The 18,777-nt window shown below is 70.6% G+C and carries 17 protein-coding genes and 1 other RNA gene; 3 read left to right on the top strand and 15 right to left on the bottom strand.

Features of this window, described 5'->3' with window-relative positions; all coding sequences use genetic code 11:
* The 9 genes from AB1609_02655 to AB1609_02615 form a co-directional block, all read right to left on the bottom strand.
* On the bottom strand, positions 1 to 3,904 hold a 3,904-nt coding region (locus AB1609_02655; GenBank protein ID MEW6045370.1), incomplete at its 3' end, for a glutamate synthase-related protein.
* A gap of 159 nt (positions 3,905 to 4,063) precedes the next feature.
* Positions 4,064 to 4,750 carry a 16S rRNA (cytidine(1402)-2'-O)-methyltransferase gene (gene rsmI, locus AB1609_02650; GenBank protein MEW6045369.1) on the bottom strand — a complete coding sequence of 229 codons (687 nt, stop codon included), beginning with the start codon at positions 4,748 to 4,750 and terminating at the stop codon, positions 4,064 to 4,066.
* Entirely contained in the window at positions 4,747 to 5,505 is a 759-nt protein-coding gene (ricT, locus tag AB1609_02645) for a regulatory iron-sulfur-containing complex subunit RicT (GenBank protein ID MEW6045368.1), read from the bottom strand. Before ricT ends, rsmI begins: the two co-directional genes overlap by 4 nt.
* A 77-nt stretch (positions 5,506 to 5,582) precedes the next feature.
* Positions 5,583 to 6,662 (bottom strand): DNA polymerase III subunit delta', encoded by a 1,080-nt coding sequence (holB, locus tag AB1609_02640; protein MEW6045367.1) that lies wholly within the window; start codon positions 6,660 to 6,662, stop codon positions 5,583 to 5,585.
* Positions 6,652 to 7,125, bottom strand: a complete 474-nt coding sequence (locus tag AB1609_02635) for a YaaR family protein (protein ID MEW6045366.1) — start codon at positions 7,123 to 7,125, stop codon at positions 6,652 to 6,654. The genes holB and AB1609_02635 overlap by 11 nt, the downstream gene beginning before the upstream one ends.
* Positions 7,126 to 7,130: 5 nt before the next feature.
* Positions 7,131 to 7,460: a cyclic-di-AMP receptor gene (locus tag AB1609_02630; GenBank protein ID MEW6045365.1), complete on the bottom strand. Its 330-nt coding sequence runs from the start codon at positions 7,458 to 7,460 to the stop codon at positions 7,131 to 7,133.
* A complete protein-coding gene (gene tmk / locus AB1609_02625; GenBank protein MEW6045364.1) occupies positions 7,457 to 8,125 on the bottom strand; it encodes a dTMP kinase in 669 nt (222 codons plus the stop codon). The genes AB1609_02630 and tmk overlap by 4 nt, the downstream gene beginning before the upstream one ends.
* Positions 8,122 to 9,771: a R3H domain-containing nucleic acid-binding protein gene (locus tag AB1609_02620; protein ID MEW6045363.1), complete on the bottom strand. Its 1,650-nt coding sequence runs from the start codon at positions 9,769 to 9,771 to the stop codon at positions 8,122 to 8,124. Before AB1609_02620 ends, tmk begins: the two co-directional genes overlap by 4 nt.
* A gap of 163 nt (positions 9,772 to 9,934) precedes the next feature.
* Positions 9,935 to 11,413, bottom strand: a complete 1,479-nt coding sequence (locus AB1609_02615) for a hypothetical protein (protein MEW6045362.1) — start codon at positions 11,411 to 11,413, stop codon at positions 9,935 to 9,937.
* A 157-nt stretch (positions 11,414 to 11,570) separates the two neighbouring features.
* On the opposite strand from AB1609_02615, the gene AB1609_02610 reads away from it, so the two are divergent.
* Both AB1609_02610 and AB1609_02605 read left to right on the top strand, forming a co-directional pair.
* Complete coding sequence (locus AB1609_02610) at positions 11,571 to 12,197, top strand: TetR/AcrR family transcriptional regulator (GenBank protein ID MEW6045361.1); 627 nt, start codon at positions 11,571 to 11,573, stop codon at positions 12,195 to 12,197.
* Positions 12,179 to 13,000 carry a UbiA family prenyltransferase gene (locus tag AB1609_02605; protein ID MEW6045360.1) on the top strand — a complete coding sequence of 274 codons (822 nt, stop codon included), beginning with the start codon at positions 12,179 to 12,181 and terminating at the stop codon, positions 12,998 to 13,000. Before AB1609_02610 ends, AB1609_02605 begins: the two co-directional genes overlap by 19 nt.
* Here AB1609_02605 and AB1609_02600 read toward each other — a convergent pair.
* The 5 genes from AB1609_02600 to ffs form a co-directional block, all read right to left on the bottom strand.
* Positions 12,948 to 13,238: a YaaL family protein gene (locus tag AB1609_02600; GenBank protein ID MEW6045359.1), complete on the bottom strand. Its 291-nt coding sequence runs from the start codon at positions 13,236 to 13,238 to the stop codon at positions 12,948 to 12,950. The genes AB1609_02605 and AB1609_02600 overlap by 53 nt on opposite strands.
* An 81-nt stretch (positions 13,239 to 13,319) precedes the next feature.
* A complete protein-coding gene (gene recR, locus AB1609_02595) occupies positions 13,320 to 13,919 on the bottom strand; it encodes a recombination mediator RecR (protein MEW6045358.1) in 600 nt (199 codons plus the stop codon).
* 21 nt (positions 13,920 to 13,940) lie between these two features.
* Entirely contained in the window at positions 13,941 to 14,294 is a 354-nt protein-coding gene (locus AB1609_02590) for a YbaB/EbfC family nucleoid-associated protein (GenBank protein ID MEW6045357.1), read from the bottom strand.
* 20 nt (positions 14,295 to 14,314) lie between these two features.
* Positions 14,315 to 16,345: a DNA polymerase III subunit gamma/tau gene (gene dnaX / locus AB1609_02585; protein ID MEW6045356.1), complete on the bottom strand. Its 2,031-nt coding sequence runs from the start codon at positions 16,343 to 16,345 to the stop codon at positions 14,315 to 14,317.
* A 141-nt stretch (positions 16,346 to 16,486) separates the two neighbouring features.
* Positions 16,487 to 16,751, bottom strand: an RNA gene (gene ffs / locus AB1609_02580) — signal recognition particle sRNA large type.
* Between the two features lie 204 nt (positions 16,752 to 16,955).
* Between ffs and AB1609_02575 the strand changes: the two genes are divergently transcribed.
* A complete protein-coding gene (locus tag AB1609_02575) occupies positions 16,956 to 17,489 on the top strand; it encodes a YbaK/EbsC family protein (protein ID MEW6045355.1) in 534 nt (177 codons plus the stop codon).
* A gap of 40 nt (positions 17,490 to 17,529) precedes the next feature.
* On the opposite strand, the gene AB1609_02570 is transcribed toward AB1609_02575, so the two are convergent.
* A complete protein-coding gene (locus AB1609_02570) occupies positions 17,530 to 18,624 on the bottom strand; it encodes a mechanosensitive ion channel family protein (GenBank protein ID MEW6045354.1) in 1,095 nt (364 codons plus the stop codon).
* Between the last annotated feature and the right edge of the window lie 153 nt (positions 18,625 to 18,777).

The following is an 18,777-nucleotide window of genomic DNA, read 5'->3' as shown; positions in this document are numbered from 1 at the left end:
GGCGAGCCACCCGCCCGGCCTCCGACGTCCCCAGGGCGCGGGGGTGAAGGGCCGTCCTTCCGTTCCACGCTGCCGTCTCCTGGCCGTCCCGGGCGCCGGCCACCGCCGCCGCGGCGACGGCGGCCGGCACCGCCACGCGCTCATCCGGCGCCGCCTCGAGTGCGGTGGCCACCGGGCGCGCCACCCGGAGGAGCTCCTGCAGATCGACGCGGTCGTGCAGCGCCACCTGTTCGAGGAGATCCGACCGCCCCACCAGCTCCTGGGTTCGGCGGGCGCCCAGGGAGGCGGTCAACTCGCCCAGCGCCGCGCCCATCTGTTGCAGCAGCGAGGCAACCTCGGCGGCCGCCCGCTCCACGTCCCTGGGCACGAACCGCTTGAGCCCCCGCGACAGGGCCTCCGCCTCGCTTTCGATTTGCGTGGCGATGCCGACGTGGCAGGTGTCCAGCTGGCAGCCCCGGCATGCCGTGCAGCCGATGGCCAGCATGGCCAGCGTGCCGAAGCCGACGCGGTTTGCGCCGAGCAGGATGCACTTCATCACGTCCAGGGCGCTGCGCATCCCGCCGTCCGCCCAGATTTCCACACCCTCCCGCAGCCCCGCGGCGACCAGCGCCCGGTGAGCCTCCACGATGCCGAGTTCGGCGGGGAGCCCCACGTGCCGGATGGCGTGGAGCCTCGCAGCGCCGGTTCCGCCGTCGAAGCCGCTGAGGTTGACGATGTCGGCGCCGGCCTTCACGATGCCCACGGCGATGGTGCCGATCCCGGGCACCACGGGGACCTTGACCGCAATGCGGGAGCCGGGGCTGACGGTGCGCAGTTCGTAGATGAGCTGGGCCAGGTCCTCGATGGAGTAGATGTCGTGGTTGTTGGACGGGGAGATCAGGTCGATGCCCGGCGTGGCGTTGCGAGCCTGGGCGACCTTCGCCGAGACCTTTCGGCCCGGTAGGTGCCCGCCTTCGCCCGGCTTGGCACCCTGGCCGATCTTGATTTCGATGACCCACGCGCCGTTCAGCATCTCGGCGTGGATCCCGAACCGCCCGGACGCCACCTGGATGCCGCGGTGGCGGGGATACTTGCCCACGAGTTCCCGGATCTCGCCGCCCTCGCCGTTGAGGCAGACGATCCCGGCGGTTACCGCCGCCTCCAGGTAGGCGCGGTAGGCCCGCTCGCCCTGCGAGCCGAACGACATGGAACTGATGACGAACGGCATGGCGTGCTCGCCGATGGAGATGTCCACGCCCTCAGGCGGTACGGCAGCCGGCAGCGGCCCCGGCGGACGCAGCGCCAGCACGTGGCGAAGAGCCACCGGGTTTTCCCGCTCGATCTCCTGCATGCGGGCGGCGGCCTCGGCGTAGGGAAGCTCACCCCTTGCGGCGGCGCCCAGCGCCTTCCAGATGCGGGGCCAGTAGCGGAACGGCCGCACCAGATGCGCCGGTTCCGCTCCCGATGCGATGGCCCGGCGGCGCACAAGTTGGGCCTCCAGTTCGCGCAAACCCACGCCGGCCCGGTCCGAGGCGGCGTAAGCCTCGACTTCAAACAGGCGTGCCAGTTCGGGCTTCAGGCCGATGCAGGAGAAGAGGCGCCCGTAGCCCCGCACCTCGTGGATGCCGAGCGTGGAGATGACCTTCTCGATCCCCTTCGACAGCGCGTCGAGCAGGCGCCGGACGCCCTCGGCAGGCGGCTGCCCCGCCCGAGCGGCGGCTCTGGCGGCCAGCTCGACCATCAGCCAGGGGTTCACCGCATCCGCGCCCAGCCCGAGGGCCAGCACCACGTCGTGCAGGTTTCGCAGGCTGCCGCTGCGCACGGCCACGCCGCACCACCGCCGAAGGCCCGCCGCCCGTCGCAGCGCGCCGTCCACGGCGGCCACCACCAGGTGCGGGTCGATCCAGGTGCCCTCCTCGTCCTCGAAGATGGCGCCGTCATCGAGCGCGATGAGCCGAACCCCCGACGAAGCCGCCTCGGCCGCCATGCGGCAGATGCGGTCGATGGCCGACGGAAGCGATTCGCCCGGGCGCTGCCGCACAGGGATGGTCACGGAGGGCAGCACGGCCACCAGGTCCTCCCAGGCGAGGGTCTCGAAGCCGGCCGCGGCGCTGCGAGCGTCGGGCAGCGTGAGCGCGGAACCTTCCGGCGAGCCCCCCGGCACGAGCGGCACCCGCAGTTCGACAGCCCGGCCCGGCCGGTCATCGGCCGCCTCGACCGTGCCCGGCGCCGGCCGGCGCCCGAGCACGACCCGCGTCGAAAAGTGCTCGATCTCGCGTTCCCGATCGATGGCGGGGTTGGTGACGACCGCCACGCTCTCCTTGAAGTGGTCGGCCAGGTTGTGCAGCTCAGGGGAGAGCGCGGCGAGCGGGGCGTCGTAACCCAGCGAACCGATGGGCTCGGCCCCCTTTTCCGCCATCTCCTCGAGCATCTTGACGTCATCGGCCTGCCACGCCCAGGCCGCCATGAGGCGCATGAGCGCCTCGTCCCCGATCGCTGCCGGTGGTTTGCCGCCGCCCGCCTCGGGCAGTTGGACGGCCCGGGCGGCGCTGATGAAGCGGGCGTAGCCCGAAAGGGGCCCGAGCCTGCGCCGCCAGCGTTCCACGATCTGTTCCTGCAGGTAGGGGTAGGGCAGCACCTTGACGCCGCTCTCGTCGAGCACCACCCCCACCTTCTCGCCCGGCCCCAGGGGCCTGGGGTCGTCCACCAGTTCCTCGGTGAGGGCGATGCCCGGCTCGGAGGAGAAGATGACGTGGTCTTTCGCCGGAAGCTGCCACATCGGCCGCAGGCCCAGGGCGTCGCAGGCTATCACCGCCTCGCTGCGGTGCCGGGCAAGGATGGCGGCCGGCCCCTGCGCGAACGGGCCCCACGCCTGGCGGAAGTACATGTAGTACTCCTGGAACTGGGGCGGGTAGCGCTTCACCTCGTTGAGAATGGGCGGAAAGAGGATCTCCAGCGCCTCCGGGAGCGAAAAGCCGAACCGGTGAATCAGGGCGTCGGCCGTGCGGTTCAGGTTCTGCGAGTCGCTGCCCCCGGCCACGGTCGGGATGCCGAGTTGCTCCGCCTCCGCGACGAGCCGCCAGATCGTGTTGATCTCGCCGTTGTGGGCCAGCAGGCTGAACGGCTGCGCCCGGTCGAACGTCGGCGTGGTGTTGGTGGAGTAGCGGTTGTGGCCGACGGCGGCCCGGGTCTCGAAGGCCGGGTCCTGAAGGTCGGCGTAGGCAGCCTCCAGCGCGTCCGCATCGCCGAGGACCTTGTACACCACCGAGTGCGCGCTCATCGAGACGACGCGCACGTCCGGCACGAAACGCTCCAGCCCGACCGTCGCTTCGAACAGGCGCCGCCCGGCCGCTTCCCGGACTCGCCGCCTCGCCGAAGGCAGGGTGCCATCCCCGTCGAACGGCGGCGCCTTCGCCCACCAGCCTTCGGCGTCCAGCTTCACCCACAGCCCCAGCTGCCAGAAGCGGGGCGAAAGAGCCCGGCCTCGCCGGCCCAGGGTCGAGGGGACGAGGCCATCCGTGACGGCCACCAGGATCTCGATCCCCTGCCGGGCCAGGAAGGCGCGCAGCCGGTCGAAGACCGCCTGCTCCGCAACGGCCCCCTGCGACCCCGTGTCCGGGCCGACGAAGAGGTGCGCCACGGCAAACCACGGCTGGCGGGCAAGGGCCGGATCAAGGCCCGCCTGCTCCAGCCTGCGAGCCCACACCGCCCGGGGGATGTCCGTCAGGACGCCGCAGCCGTCCCCCTCGCCGTTCACGAACCCGGAGCGGTGCGAAAGCCCCCTGAGGGCGGACAACGCACGCTCAAGCGCCTGCCTGCCCGGCGAAGGGGAGCGGGCAAAGACCGCGACCAGCCCGCAGTTGCCGTGGTCGTAGCGCCGCGCGTACTCCTCAGGGCTACGGGCGCTAAGCTGGAGAGGCCACATGAGCGCCGCCGCCACCTCCCGCTGGAGTCTGAGGCGAAAAGTGGTTTGGCGCCCATTGTAGCAACGGCCGCGGTGCGGTACAACGGGCTTTGCGAATGTATACTGAATGTTTATGCGTGCAGCCTCAGGTGGGCCCGTCCGGATGCAGGCCAGAACGGTTCAACGGACGGGAGGCCCGACGACGATGGTGATCTCCCCGACCGGCGGCTTGTCCCTGGAAGCCAATGAGCGCGCCAGTTCATCGAGCGAGCCCCGGAGCACCTCTTCGTGCACCTTGGTGAGCTCCCGGGCGATGGCGGCTGGCCTGGCGCCTCCGAGCACCTCCGCCATGGCCTGAAGGCTCTCCCTCACGCGGTGGGGCGCCTCGAAGAAGACCAGCGTGGCAGGAAGCTCGCGAAGCCGAGCGAGCCGTTCCCGCCGCCGGGCGGGCGAGCGGGGCAAAAACCCCTCGAACCAGCACGGCTCGGTGGGAAGGCCCGCTACCGCCAGCGCTGCCACCGGGGCCGATGGCCCGGGTACGACCCGCACGTCGATACCCTCCCGAGCGGCAGCCTGCACCAGCTCGGTGCCGGGGTCGGAGATGCCCGGCATCCCCGCATCGGTAACGAGCGCCACCCGGGCCCCCTGCCGCAGGCGCTCCAGCAGCCACGGGGTCTTCTGCCTGGCGTTGTGTTCGTGGTAACTCACGAGAGGCTTCTTGATGGCGAAGTGGTTCAGAAGCTTGAGGGTGCGGCGCGTATCCTCGGCCGCCACCAGGTCGACCTGACGCAAAGTCTCGAGAAGCCGCGGCGAGGCGTCCTGCAGATTGCCGATGGGGGTGCCGCAAACCCAGAGCGTCCCGCTCAAGCGGGGGGCTGCCTCCGATGGCGAAAATGACGGCGCCTGCGACGCCGCCCGCCCCTGCTCCCGGCCGGGGCCGCCCCGTTGACGCTGACGACAGCCACGGCCGCGGGGCTCGGGTCCGCCCGCGCCGCCTCGCTTACGTCAGGCGGCGGGTCCGGCCCCTCCCCGGGCGCTGCCTCCTCGTCGCCGTTGGCAGCGGCTGCACCCGCCGGCGGCCGGTCGAGTTCGAAGGAGAGGCAGCACATGAGCCGGCCGCAGAGACCCGACAGCTTCTCAGGGTTCAGCGCAAGCCCCTGCTCTTTCGCCATGCGCAGCGTGACCGGCCGGAGCTCCATCATGAAGCTGGAACAGCACGTGGGAAGCCCGCAGGGTCCGATGCCGCCCACCATGCGCGCCACGTCCCGTGAACCCATCTGGCGCAGGTCGATGCGGGTGCGAAAGTGGGAGGCCAGGTCCTTGACCAGCTCGCGGAAGTCGACCCGCCCCTCGGCCGAGAAGTAGAAGGTCAACCGGCCCCCGTCAAACGTGTACTCGGCGTCGATGAGGCGCATGGGCAACTTGTGGCGCTGGATCTTCTCCAGGCCCACCGAGAACGCGTCGGCCTCCTTGCGCTTCCACTCTTCCCGAGAGGCCAGGTCGGCCGCCGTGGCGAGGCGCACGACCGGCCGCAGGGGGCGCGGCACCTGTTCGGAAGGGATTTCCCGGGGCGCGATGACCACCTGGCCGGCTTCGAGGCCGTGCTGGGTATCCACTACCACCCACTGGCCCCTATCCAGGTGCAGCTCGCCCGGATCAAAATAGTAAACTTTCCCGGTTTTCTGAAAACGAATCCCGGTTACCCGGACCGTGCCGCCAGCGTCACCGGTCCCTTCTCCGCCTTGAGCGCGCTGCGCAGCGTCATCCACGCCCAGTTGAGCGTCAGCCTGCGGCTCGTGTACTCCGAGACCATTCGCCGTGCGCCAAGCAGCGCCTCCAGCGCCGATACCGCCTTCTCCGGCGCCACCTTCTGCCCGATCGGGGCCAGGTGATCCCTCAGGTCGCTGTTTATCATCAAGTCCGGCCGCTTGGTCCAGCTCCACGCTGCCACATCCCGCCACAACCATATCATCGCTGAAAGCGTCTCGTCCACCTGGGCCAGATCCGCCTGATCCGCCGCTTTCGCCAGCCGGTCCACCTCCCGGGCCGGGGCATCGAGCGCCTCTTGCATCCACCCGAGCGCCGCCTTGCGGCGAGCCGTCACACCCTCCATGCCGGCCAGGGCACGCCCCGGGCACCCGCCGGCCAGCGCCGCCCGGGCTCGGGCCTCTTCGGGTGGAAGGCCCAGCCGGGCCTCAAGCTCCCGCACCAGGTCCGAAACGGGCACCGGCGCCAGGTAAAAGCGCAGGCAGCGGGACTGAATGGTTTCGGGCACGAGCGCAAGCTCACCGGCCAGCAGCACCAGCACGGCCTGCCCCGCAGGTTCTTCCAGCGTCTTCAACAGCGCGTTGGCGGCCTGCAGGGTCATCCGCTCGGCCCGGTCGATGATGGCCACCTTCCAGCCGCTCGCCCCGGCGGAAAGGCTCAGGTGGGCCCGGAGATCCCGGATCTGCTCGATGGTCACGTTGCCGGCCTCGCTGTGAGGCTCAATCCACGTGATGTCCGGGTGCTGCCCCCGGGCCGCCGCCCGGCACCCGCCGCACCGCCCGCACGCCTCCTGTTCGTCCGTGCGGTGCGGGCAGGTGAGGGCGGCCGCAAACGCAAGCGCCAGGGTGCCCTTGCCCACCCCCGGCGGGCCATAGAAAAGGTACGCCCCGCCGGCACGGCCGGACGCCAGAGCCCGCCGCAGCCAGGCGACGGCCCGTGCGTGGCCCACCACGTCCGAGAAGCGCACCGGCCGCCCCTCGCTCTTGCGGGCCGCCTGCCCTTTAGCGGACAAGGTCGAGGAGAAGCCCCCTCATCTCGTCCAGCCTCGCGGCGATAGCCAGCGTGTCCCGCTGGGTCGCCAGCACCTCCTGCGCGAGCCTGTCCAGCGCTTCGTCCACCTTCTTCACCGTCACGTGCAGCCGCCGCCCGCCCCGCGGGTCGAGCCGCAGCTGCCGGTCCACGGCGTAGGTGCCGGCCAGGGCAAGGTGGCAGAAGCGCCGCACCGCCTGCCGGTAGTCGAAGAGCGCGGCCTCCCCCGGCTGCTTGCGCAGCGCGGCCCCGGCACGCTCCACCTCTTTGAGGGCGCGCTGCAGCTCCTCACGGTGCCGCCGCCGGTCCGCATCGGCCAGTTCCGTGCTGAAGACCGGGACGGGAGCCTCCGGTTTGGCCTCGGCCCGGCCGATCCCCCTGCGCGCCAGCCCCACGCTGGCCGGGCGGCGCCTGCGGGGTAGCCCCTCAATGCGGGCGCTTTCCATGCTCGTTACACCCGCTCGAACCGGTCCACCGCCAGCACGAACACCGTGGCCGCCCCCACCTCGACCACGCCGCCCCGGGCCAGAAGCCCGCCGAGCCCCCGCGCCTGGGCCGACCCCGCCGGGATGGATTGCCGGCGGTGGTGGCAGACCTCCCGGATGCAGTCGAGGGCCGCCTGAACCCTGCTATCGTCCACGCCCACCAGCAGGGTCGTGTTGCCTTCCCGCAGGAAACCTCCCGTGCTCGCCAGCTTCGTGGCGCCGAACCCGCGCTCGATCAGGCGGTTCATCAGCGTCCCGGCATCCTGATCCTGCACGACGGCCACCAGCAGCTTCACCGTCGACCCCACCCCAACTCCTCGAGGCACCCGGCCAGGCGTTCGACGACTGCGGCCCGTACCTCGGAGTGCACCGCCTCCCGGCTCTTGCCGGCGACCTCCAGCCGCACGTAGCGATCCGGGTTGGCCCGGGCGAGCGCCTCGTATCCCCGCCGTACCCGCTCAAAGAAGGCGCTGCCCCGGGACTCGATCCGGTCGCGGTCCCTCACCGGCTCGCCCTCTCCCAGCCGCTCCCCGACCGGCAAATCGAGCCAGAAGGTCAGGTCGGGCACCAGCCCCCCGGTCGCCAAAGCGTTCAGGCGATCCACCAGCGCTCCGTCCATGCCGAGGCCCCACACCTGATACGCCACCGACGAGTCGGCGAAGCGGTCACAGACCACCACGGCCCCTTTCTCCAGAGCCGGCCGGATCACCTCGCCCACGTGCTGGGCCCGGTCGGCCATCAAGAGCAGCAGTTCCGCCTCCGGCACCGGGCCCGCACCGCTGCGCCGCCGTGCGAGCGCCAGAGCGCGCAGGGCGCGGCCGATGGGCGTTCCCCCGGGCTCGCGGGTGTAGCGCACCTTCAGGCCGCGATCCCGCAGCCACCTGGTGAGCAGCCGCGCCTGCGTGGTCTTGCCGGTCCCGTCCAGACCCTCGAAGGTGATCAGCGCGCCCCGAGGGTTCATTCGATTTCCTCGGGAAGCACCAGCACCCGCCGGTTGGGCTCTTCGCCGACGCTGGTGGAACGCAGCCGGTACCGCTCGATGAGCTGATGCTGGAGCTTGCGGATATAGGCCGAACGCGGGCTCAGTTCGACCGGCCTGGACAGAGCCCGTGCCTGCTCCACCGCCTGCTGCGCCTCCATGAGCGCCCGGGCATCCTCGTCGCCCAGGAAGGCGCGTTCCACGAACTGCTCGATCTGCGTCAGCGTGTTGGACCGGATCACGTGAATGGGCACGCCCCGCCGTTCGGCCTCCTTGAGGCGCTTCGGCATCCGGCGGTACTGTCCCTTGATGGTCAGTACCATATCGGCGGAATCCAGATCCTGGGTGACCTGGATGGGAACGGGGCTTGCCGCCAGCGCCCGCTGCAGCCGGCTCGTGCTCACGGCGTAGGGGAACAGCCGCACCGGCCGGGTGCCGCCCCACACCCGCGACGGGCCCGGCGCTGACCCCCCGTCCCTGACGGCCGCCTGCGCCCCCGGCCCTCGGGCCACGACGAACGCACGCCCGCCGTTCGCCGCACCCGCGCCGTGCCGCGCCACCTCCCGCAGATCCTCGGCCTCCGGGGGCCGCGTCTCGAATCGGCGCTCCCCTTCGGCCGGGCCCGCCGGGCCGTTCTCGCGAGGCGGCTTCTGGACCTCGATGCTCCCTTCCGGGCTGCGGATGCGGATCTCCGGGGCAGGCTCGATGCCCCGCAGCATCAGGTCCACCACGGAGGCCACGTCGCTGTGGATGGCGAGGCGGTCCCGATCCTGGATCTCCACCACCACGTCGAAGGTGGGAGGCGCCTTGCGCTCCAGCACCGTCTTCTGGGTGCCGCGCTTTTTCGCCTCCTCGTCGCCGAGCGTCACCGCCTGGATGCCGCCCACCAGGTCCGAGAGGGTGGGGTTGAGCACCAGGTTATCCAGGGTGTTGCCGTGGGCGGTGGCGACGAGCTGCACGCCGCGTTCGGCGATGGTGCGGGCTGCCTGGGCCTCCTGCTCGGTGCCGATCTCGTCGATGACCACCACTTCGGGCATGTGGTTCTCGACGGCCTCGATCATCACCCGGGCCTGCAGGTCCACCCGGGGCACCTGCATCCGGCGGGCGTGGCCGATGGCCGGGTGCGGGATGTCCCCGTCGCCGGCGATCTCGTTGGAGGTATCGACGACGATGACCCGCTTGTTGAAGTCGTCGGCCAGCACCCTGGCCACCTCCCGCAGCATGGTGGTCTTGCCCACGCCGGGGCGCCCCAGGAGCAGGATGTTGCGGCCCTGGACCACCACGTCGCGGATGATGTCGATAGTGCCGAAGACCGCCCGCCCGATCCGGCACGTCAGGCCGATCACGTCCCCGTTGCGGTTGCGGATGGCCGAGATGCGGTGCAGCGTCCGCTCGATGCCGGCGCGGTTGTCCTGGCCGAACCGCCCGACCCGCTTCACGACGTACTCGATGTCCTCACGGGTGACGAAGTCGTCGCTCAAGTAGACGAACCCGTTCGCAAAGCGTGCCTCGGGCTGCCGGCCCAGGTCCAGGACGATCTCGATGAGGTCGTGGAGGTTCTCCATGCCCTCGAGTTCGGCCCGGATGTGCGGCGGCAGCACCTCCAGGAGCTGGGCCAGGTTATCCATCACCTCACGGCGTGCAGCGGGCTTCGTCAACAAAGCCGTGTATCACCACCGTTCGCAAGAACGTAAGCATGCATGAGTGGTGCCGCGCTCACACCCGCTCACCAGGGGCTACCAGGGCCGTCCTGCGAGCAGAGCAACGCCCAGCGTACCGGCCGCTTTCCTGTCATCTCTCATCCACGACCCAAACGTTGCGGCCATGGTCCGGGCATCCCCTGATCGAGGCGCCCAGCGCAAGGACCGTGCGGGCATACTCGGCCGCTTCACTGGTGATCATTTCCCCGGGGATGAGAAGCGGCGTCCCCGGCGGGTAAGGCGTCACGGTGGCGGCACTGACGGCGCCCGCCGCCTGCTCCCACGGAACCTTCCGGGCCCGCCCCAGCGCGGCCTGGCGCGGCCGCATCACCCTGGGGCCGGGGGCCGGCATGGCACCGGCCTGCACCCCTGCCCCGAGGCCGGCGGCCCCATCGCGGCCCACCACTCCGACAGCGGCGTCCCGGGCAAGCTCCGCCAGCGCCAGGGCGAGGGCCTGGACGCTTTGAGCGTCGTCGGCACCCGTGAAGATGAAGACGAGGTGCCACATGCCGGCCATCTCCGGCCACACGTTCCAGCGCTCTTCCAGAAGGCGCTTCGCCTGCCATCCCGCCAGACCCAGGCTCCGGGTGCTCACCACGAGGCGCGTCTCGTCCATCACAAACGGCGCCGGCAGGTCCGACGGCAGCAGGCACCGGTAAGGGCCGGACTCTTCGAGGGCGCGGCGGGCGGCCCTGGCCAGATCCACCGCCCGCCCCACCCGCTCGGCTCCGTGCGCCTCCATCTCCACGCGGGCCGCATCCAGCGAACACAAAAGCGCCGGCTGTGGGCTCGTGCTCTGCACCATGGCGACGAAACGGGCGACCCGCTCCGCATCCGGCTCCGAGGCCGTCCCCATCCAGTGGAGCATGGCGGCCTGGGTGAGTACGGGCAGGGTCTTGTGGGCGCCGTGAACCACCAGGTGAGCGCCGCTTCGCAGCGCGGTGGGCGGAGCGGGCGCCGGGTAAAACGCCAGGTGGGTGCCGTGCGCCTCGTCCACCAGGAGCGGGGCAGGCCCGGCGGCCCGGGCCAGGGCGAACAGGTCCGGGCAGATCCCTTCGTAGGTGGGACTGGTGACCAGCGCCGCGTCGAACGGCCCCGCCGGCACGTCCGCCGCTGCCGGAGGGAGCGGAAGTTCCCAGCCGCCCAGCCACCGGGAAGGGAGAAAGACGGGCTCGGCGTCCGCAAAGACCAGGGCGTCCAGCACGGATCGGTGGACCGACCGGGGCAAAAGCAGCCGCCCGCCGGGCCGGACGCTCGCCAGCACCATGGCCAGCACCCCGGCGGTTGCGCCGTTCCACAAAAACCAGCAACGCCTGCTGCCCCATACCCGGGCTGCCAGGTCGGCGCCAGCCTGCGCCGCCTCGCTCAGGTCGTGGCCGTACTGCGGGGCCCAGACGGTGTCACCGCCGTCCCACGCCCAGGCCATGCCGTCCGAAATCGCCGGGGCCGGTGGCACCCAACGGCCCCGCTTGTGGCCGGGAGTGTGAAAAACGGCGGGCGATCTCCCCGCCGCCCCCGCCACGGCGTCCAAAAGCGGGCTCTGGCTCACCCGGGCCCTGTCCAGAATCAACCTCCGCGCATCGCCTCCGCGTCCAATTTAGCAAGTCGGCAGGCGCCGGTAAAGCCGGCTCGGGCGGGGAAAGTCCCCGGCGTGGGCAGAACCGCCTTGACAGGCCATTTGCCGCTGGATTACCATCCATCCCGTGCCAGACCGGCCGGCCGGTTGCGTGGAGCAACGCATGTCCTCATCGCACGAAGAGAAGCGGGACCCGGAAGCCACCCGAAGGCGCCTTCTGGAGGCGGCCGTCCGGGTGTTCGCGCAAAAAGGCTATTACGGCGCCACCGTGGACGATATCGTGGCCGAGTGCGGCAGCTCCAAAGGCTCCTTCTACTTCCACTTCGAGAGCAAAGAGGCGCTGTTCCTGACGCTCGTCGAGAGTTTCGCCGCGATGCTGGCGGACGAGGTGGACCGGGCCGTGCGTTCGTCGCCGGGCGGGGGCGCCGCCCGCATTGAAGAGGCCGTGCGGGCAGGTCTGGGGCTGTTCGAGCGCTACCCCCAGCTCGCCCGCGTCTTCCTCATCGAGTCCGCCGCCGTCAACCCCCGCTTCGAGGCCAAGCGCCGTCAACTCTTCGACCGCTTCGTGCGGGTGATCGAGGTTTACCTCAACGAGGCCAAGCGCAACCACCGCCTGGCCGTGGCGGACACCCGGCTGGCGGCGGCCGGCATCCTGGGTGCCATCAACGAGGTCGTGCTGCAGTGGCTCAGCGGACCGAGGGACCGACCGCTCCAGCAGCTGGCCCCCGAGGTCAGCGGATTCGTGCTGCGGGCCATTGGATGGGACTCCGGGCGCTAACGCGGCCGGGTCAACTGCTGCGCCGCCACCCCACCGCGCCGGCCGTCCTGTTCATCTACGCGGCCGCTTTTCTCGCGTACGGCGGGGTGCCGCCGGCCAGCCGGCTCGCCTGGATCACCGTGGCCGCGGCCACCGCGCGGACGGCGGCCTGGGCCATCAACCGCATCGTGGACGTTGACGCCGGCCGCCTCCACCGGATCCGGACGGCTGCGCTCGGCGCGCCTCCGGCGCAGGTGAGCCAGGGCCCGGCTTTTCTCCTGGCAGTGGCGGCGGCGCTGGCCCTCATCATCGCCGCAGGCCAGCTCAACCGACTCAGCCTGTGGCTTTCGCCGCTGCCCGTGATGGCCTTTGTCATCCATCCGTATGCAGCGCGGCGGCCCGGGGCCGGCCCCGCCCTTTGCGGCCTGGCCCACGCCATGGGCCCTGCGGGCGGATGGGTCGCCGTGCGAGGCGCTGTCGAGGGGCCCGCGTACCTTCTCGGCGGAGCCGTGGGGCTGTGGATCGCCGGGCTCGATCTCCTCCACCGGGTGGCCGGCCAGGACGCCGAGCAAACCGCCCTGAGCTCGGCCATGCGCGCCCACGCCGGCGCGGCTGTGCTCTGGGTCGCGGCGGGCTGGGCCACGGGCCGCGCGTGGTGGTACTTCGCCGGCCTGGCCGCCGCTTTCGTGCTCGTGGCCCGGCGATACGCCCGGGCCGCCTCCAACCCCGCAGGCCCGCGGCCCCTGCCGGTGTTGGACAGCGCCGCCCCGGTCAGCCTGATCCTGCTGGCAGCGACGCTGGCCGACTTACTGGTGTATCCGTGAGGGCCTCTGGCGCCTGCTGCCGCAGCCGTGCGGCGAGCCGCAGCAGGTAGACGTAGCGGCGTTCGGCGGCGTGCATGGCGTAGATGGCGTGGTCGACCAGGTCGGGCTCCGTCACGCTGTTGAACTCGTTTTGCGCCGCAAGCCACTCCAGGCGAGCCCTGTCGATGAGGGCGGCGAGTTCCGGAGGGGCCGCGGGGGCAAGCTTCCCGTGCTCCGGAGCCATCGTCTTCCCGGGCACCTCAAGTAGACCCCCTCAGGCGTCTCGTGCAGACGCCCGGCAGCGTCGCTTTCGGTGCCTAGCTTATGCAAGCGGGCCGGGCTACATCTCCCGCCGGCCTTCGAGGGCCCTGGCGAGCGTCACCTCGTCCAGGTACTCCAGGTCACCGCCCACCGGCATCCCGTGGGCCATCCGGGTCACCCGCACACCCAGCGGCTTCACCAGCCGGGCGAGGTACATCGCCGTTGCCTCGCCCTCCACGTTCGGGTCGGTGGCGAGCACCAGTTCCCTCACCTCGCCGGCCTTCAGGCGTGCAAGGAGTTGCTCGACTTTCAGCGCCTCGGGGCCGATCCCTTCCATCGGTGAAATGGCGCCGTGCAGCACGTGGTACAGCCCTTTGAAGGCGTGGGTCCGCTCCATCGCCATCACGTCCTTCGGCTCTTCCACCACGCATACGACCGAGCGGTCACGCCCCGACCCCTCCTGGCACAGGCGGCACGGGTCCACGTCCGTGTAGTTGAAGCAGACCGAGCAAAGCCGCGTCTTCTCCCGCGCCTCGACGATGGCGTCAGCGAGCCGCTTCGCCTGGTCGGCGTGGAGGCGGACGACGTGATACGCCAGCCGCTGCGCGGTCTTGGGGCCGATGCCCGGGAGGCGCATCAGTTCCTCGACCAGGCGGGCGATGGGGCGTGCGAGTTCCACCGACCCGGGGCTCCCTACCGCTCAAACGCCCGGCAGCTGCATGCCGGGAAGCCCGGGCAGGCCGAGTTCGCTGTAAAGGCGTGCCATCTCCTTCTCCACCATTTCCCGTGACAACCTCAGCGCCTCGTTCACGGCGGCCACCACCATGTCCTGGAGCATCTCCAGATCGGACGGGTCAGCGGCCGCCGGGTCGATCCGCACCGAACGCAGCCGGCCGCTGCCATCGGCCACAGCAGCAACCACGCCGCCGCCCGCCGTCGCTTCCACGGTGCGCTCCGCCAGTTCCTGCTGCAGCTTTTCGAGGTCTTCCTGGAACTTCTGGAGGTTCTTCATCGCCTTGGAGAGATTGAAGGGCCCGGGCAGGTTGACCGGCACCTCTGCACGCTCCTTTCGGGCTAACCGGCACTATCACGGGAACCCTCCGCCGCACCGGCTTCGGGCGTGTCGTCCGGCTGCGCGCCGGTGAGGTCGCTCTCGTCGAACTCCTTGATAATACGCGCGTCGAGCATCTGGAGCACCGCATCCAGGACCGTTTTGTCGAACTCGTCTTCAGGCTCCTGGGGCCCGAGCCTTGCCCCGTTCGATGAAGGGGCAGGAGCGCTCGCCGAACGGCTCCGAGTCTTGCGCGGCGCCGCGGCAGGGGGAGGCGCCGCCTCAACGGCCGGACCCGCCATGACAGCAGGGCCGGCAGAAGGCGCCGGCTCTACGGCGGCGGCCATCTCGCTGGATGCGGTCTGGTGCTCACCCAGCGCAGGCTGGTCCTCCGGGAGCTGCTCGGCGCCCTGGGCGGCCGCATCGCCGTCGATCACCTCAGCCCTCACGGTGATGGGACGGCCAAACAGGCGGCTCAGCACCCTTTCGGCCTGGTTCCGGACCCTGGCGTTTTCCTGAAGCGAACTGGCGAGAAAGGCCTTGGGCCGCGGGAATCCGACCACGACCTCCAGGCCGTCGAGCCGCACAGGCCGCGCCTCGCGCAAAAACGCCCCCGCCTTGGCGGCGTCGAGGTGCTGCAGGCTGCGCAGGGCCGACAGGACGTCGCCCCAGTGCCGCACCACCTCCTCCAGCGTCAGCGGAAGGGCCTTTCGTGCTCCTCCCCTGGCGGGTGTCGCCGTCCGACGGGTGCGCTCTGCGGCGGGCGCGGCCGGGTGCTGCGCCGGTGCGCCGGCGGCAGGGGCCGGCACCGCAGCCGCTGGCGGCGAAAGCTCCGGCCCGGGGTCGGCAGGAGGCCCCGGCTCTGCGGACGCAGGCTGGGACCCAGGCGGTTCCGGGGGTGCGCCGGTAGCCCGGGAGGAAGCGGCCGAGCTCGCAACGGTCTTTGGGGCCACCGGGGCGGTCTTCTCGAGCTCGATCTCAGAAGCCAGCCGCATCAGTGCAAGCTCGAGCAACAGGCGAGGGTCGGGCGCCCAGCGCATCTGGGGTTCGGCGGTCACGAGCGCCTCCATGGCGGCAACGAGGCGCGTCATCGGCGCCCGGCGGGCGAGTTCCTCGACCCCGCCGGCGGAAGGCCCCCCGGCGGGCGAGCGCCCGCCCAGCATCTTGTACGTCGCCGCATCCCGCAACAAGCCCAGCAGGTCCTTGGCCACCAGGCGGCTGTCCACGCCCTCCTCCGCGGTGAGGCGCTGCAGCAGCTCCAGGCCCTCCCCCACCTTGCCCTCCACGAAACACAGGGCCAGCTCGGACAGCGCCTCGGGCCGCACCAGCCCCAGCACTTCCGCCACCGTGCGGGCGTCGAGCGCCTTCGGCTCGTAGGCCATGCACTGTTCGAGCATGGAGAGCGCGTCCCGCACGCCGCCGTCGGCGTGGCGGGCGATGAGTTCGAGGGCGGTCCCGTCGGCATTGAGCCCTTCGGAGCGCGCCACGGCCGCCAGGTGGGCCGTCAGTTCCTCGAAGGAGAGGCGGCGGAAGTCGAAGCGCTGGCAGCGGGAGAGGATGGTGGCCGGAAGGCGCTGCGGCTCCGTGGTGGCAAAGATGAACACCACGTGCGCCGGCGGCTCCTCCAGCATCTTGAGCAGCGCGTTGAACGCCTCGTTGGTCAACATGTGCACTTCGTCGATGATGTAGACCTTGTAGCGGGACTGGGCCGGCGCGTAGCGGATGCGGTCGCGCAGTTCCCGGACCTCGTCGATGCCGCGGTTGGAGGCGCCGTCGATCTCCATCACGTCGAGGGCCGAGCCCTCGGTGATCTGCGCGCAGGAGGGGCAGCGGTTGCAGGGGGTGGGCGTGGGCCCCTGCTGGCAGTTGAGGCCCTTGGCCAGGAGCCGCGCCAGGGTCGTCTTCCCCGTGCCGCGGGGGCCCGCAAAGAGGTAGGCGTGGGCCGTCCGGCCCTGGGCGAGCGCGTTGGTCAGGGTGCGCACCACGTGGGCCTGGCCGATGACGTCGTCAAAGCGTTGCGGGCGCCACTTGCGGTACAGGGTCAGGTGTGCCAACGGCATTCACCCTGGTCGAGAGTTCGACGGGCCGGCCGGGCAGCCCTGGGAGACGGCCGGCCGCCACCACGCAGCCTTCCGTGGCGCAGCCCAACGAAGAGGCCCGCGGCCTTTCGGCGCGGGCCAACCCGGAAAAGATGGCCGTGCACCCGCCGTTGACGGGACCTCTCCGGGCGATGCCCCGGTCGCCGGCTCGGGCCAGGCTCCCCCGCGGCACCCAGGGGTGCTCACTTACCGTTGCTTCCTCCCGGACCTGGCGGGGTTCGTGAGTCCCTGCTGCGCAGGACCCGGCCGTCAGCGCCACGTGCCGGGGCCGGACCCCACAGAAGCCCGCCGCGGGCGGGAGTTCGACCCCGCTATAGCGGATTGCGGGTGCAGGGCACCGCTACCTCCCCGTCTAGCACGGCCAAAGCAAGACTCTGCGCCGCGGCGGCGTCCCCCATTATATCATCATCCGCCCTTCTTGCAGGAGACGACCACTGACCTGACCGCAATGGGCCACGACCTGCATTTGGCAGGCGAGTCACCCCCCGTTGGAGAACGTTCGCGCCCGTGCGGGTATCACCGGGTTGCTTTGCCCTGGAAATCATCATGTGCTGGAGGACGCTGCATGATCCACGACGACGCTGCGACGCTGCCCGAACCCGTCCGCCGGGTTGCCGCCGCCCTCCGTCAACGGGGGATGGTGGCCTGCGTCCGTCTCTTCCCCGACCAGAGCACCCGCACGGCCGAGGATGCCGCACGGGCCGTGGGCTGCCAGGTCGGGCAGATCGTCAAGAGTCTGGTCTTCATGGCGGGCGACGAGCCGATCCTGGTGCTGGCGTCCGGCGCTCATCGGGTGGACGTGACGAAGCTCGAAGCCCTGGCAGGCGCACCCGTGCGCCGAGCGTCCGCCGAGGAAGCCCGGTCGGCCACCGGCTTTGCCATCGGGGGCATCCCGCCCGTCGGCCATGCGCGGCCCTTGCGGGCGTTCATGGATGAAGCGCTGCTCCGGTATGAACGGGTCTGGGCCGCTGCGGGCTCACCGGCTTCCGTCTTTTCGATCCGGCCGGCCGAGCTGCGGCGCATGACGGATGCCGCCGTCGCCCCCCTCGCCGAGGCGGCAGGCGGCGGCTCCCGACCGGCCCGGCAGCAGCCCCGATGACCTCGGTGCTCGAAGCCCGCTGGATCGGGGCCGGCGCGGTTCAGGAGGCCTGGCCCTGCAGGCGATCCTCTCGGGCACCGGGCGCTGCCCTTGCCAGGTACACGGTTTGAGTGGGATAGGCAAACTCAATGCCCTCGAGGGCGAACCGCCGGTAGATCTCGAGGTTGATGGCCTGTTGAATATCCATGTAGGTGTTGTAGTCCGGCACGGTCACGTAGTAGACCACCTCGAAGATAAGGGCGAAATCGCCGTAGCGCTGAAAGTGAGCCCGATCGAACCGCGTCTTTTCCTGTGCCTCGACGATCTCCCGGATCAGGGAGGGGATGGCAGCCAGTTTCTCGTAGGGCGTCTGGTAGGTGACGCCCACGGAGAAGGCGACGCGGCGCTCCTGCATGCGCTTGTAATTGCGGATGCGGCTGTTGAGGAGGTCGTTATTGGAGAAAACCAGCTGCTCGCCCGAAAGGCTGCGAATGCGGGTCGTCTTCAGGCCGATGCGTTCGACGGTGCCCAGGTACTCGCCGACGATGATGAAGTCCCCGACGACGAAAGGCTTGTCAAGAATGATCGACAGTGCGGCGAACAGGTCGCCCAGCACGTTCTGAACCGCCAGAGCCACCGCGATGCCCGCAACGCCCAGCCCGGCGACGAACGCGGTGATGTCGATGCCGACGTTGTGAAGTACTGACAGGAGCACCAGGGTCCACAGGACGATGCGTGAGGCGATGGAAAGCAGGGAGAAGGCCGAAGCGCTCTCGGGGTCCACCTTGACCCGCTGCTGGAACATCCAGGCAATCCAGTGATTGATGAGGCCGTTACCCCACAGGGCCGCCTGGACGAACAGGGCAACGACGGCAGCGCCACGAAGGGCGCCGGCCACGTGTGCGGGCAGTTCGAGAGCGAGCGAGCCCGCGTAGACTGCCACAATCAGGAACACAACGCGGTTGGTGCGCTTGCCGAGCAGTTCCGCCGCCAGCTCAGAGCGACCGCCATCGAGCCTGCCGGCCAGCCGGGTCAGGTAGCGCTCAGCCAGGGCCTTGAGAAGCCTCAGCGCGCCGTAGACGGCCAGGGCGACGCCAAGGCCCACCACCCACCGCCACAGGGAGTTGCTGTCGAAAATCGATGCGAGTACCTCCATGCGGCCGCCCCTCAACATTCTCTCGCCGCTCGCCCACCAGGGCCGAGCATCTAGCGCCGGGCAAACACCCGGAAGACCCCGAACAGCGCGGTCAGCACCAGCACGATGGCCGGGCCCGACGGGACCGAAAGGTAGTAGGAGACGTACAGCCCC

Source organism: Bacillota bacterium (assembly GCA_040754675.1).
Classification (GTDB): domain Bacteria; phylum Bacillota; class Limnochordia; order Limnochordales; family Geochordaceae; genus Geochorda.
This window is presented reverse-complemented; position numbering and strand designations above follow the sequence as displayed.

Excerpts from the sequence above, each read along its gene's own strand:
- AB1609_02635 (MEW6045366.1), bottom strand. The coding sequence starts at position 7,125 with ATGGAAAGCGCCCGCATTGAGGGGCTACCCCGCAGGCGCCGCCCGGCC.
- tmk (MEW6045364.1), bottom strand. The coding sequence starts at position 8,125 with ATGAACCCTCGGGGCGCGCTGATCACCTTCGAGGGTCTGGACGGGACC.
- AB1609_02620 (MEW6045363.1), bottom strand. The coding sequence starts at position 9,771 with ATGGATAACCTGGCCCAGCTCCTGGAGGTGCTGCCGCCGCACATCCGG.
- AB1609_02605 (MEW6045360.1), top strand. The coding sequence starts at position 12,179 with ATGGGACTCCGGGCGCTAACGCGGCCGGGTCAACTGCTGCGCCGCCAC.
- AB1609_02575 (MEW6045355.1), top strand. The coding sequence starts at position 16,956 with ATGATCCACGACGACGCTGCGACGCTGCCCGAACCCGTCCGCCGGGTT.
- AB1609_02570 (MEW6045354.1), bottom strand. The coding sequence starts at position 18,624 with ATGGAGGTACTCGCATCGATTTTCGACAGCAACTCCCTGTGGCGGTGG.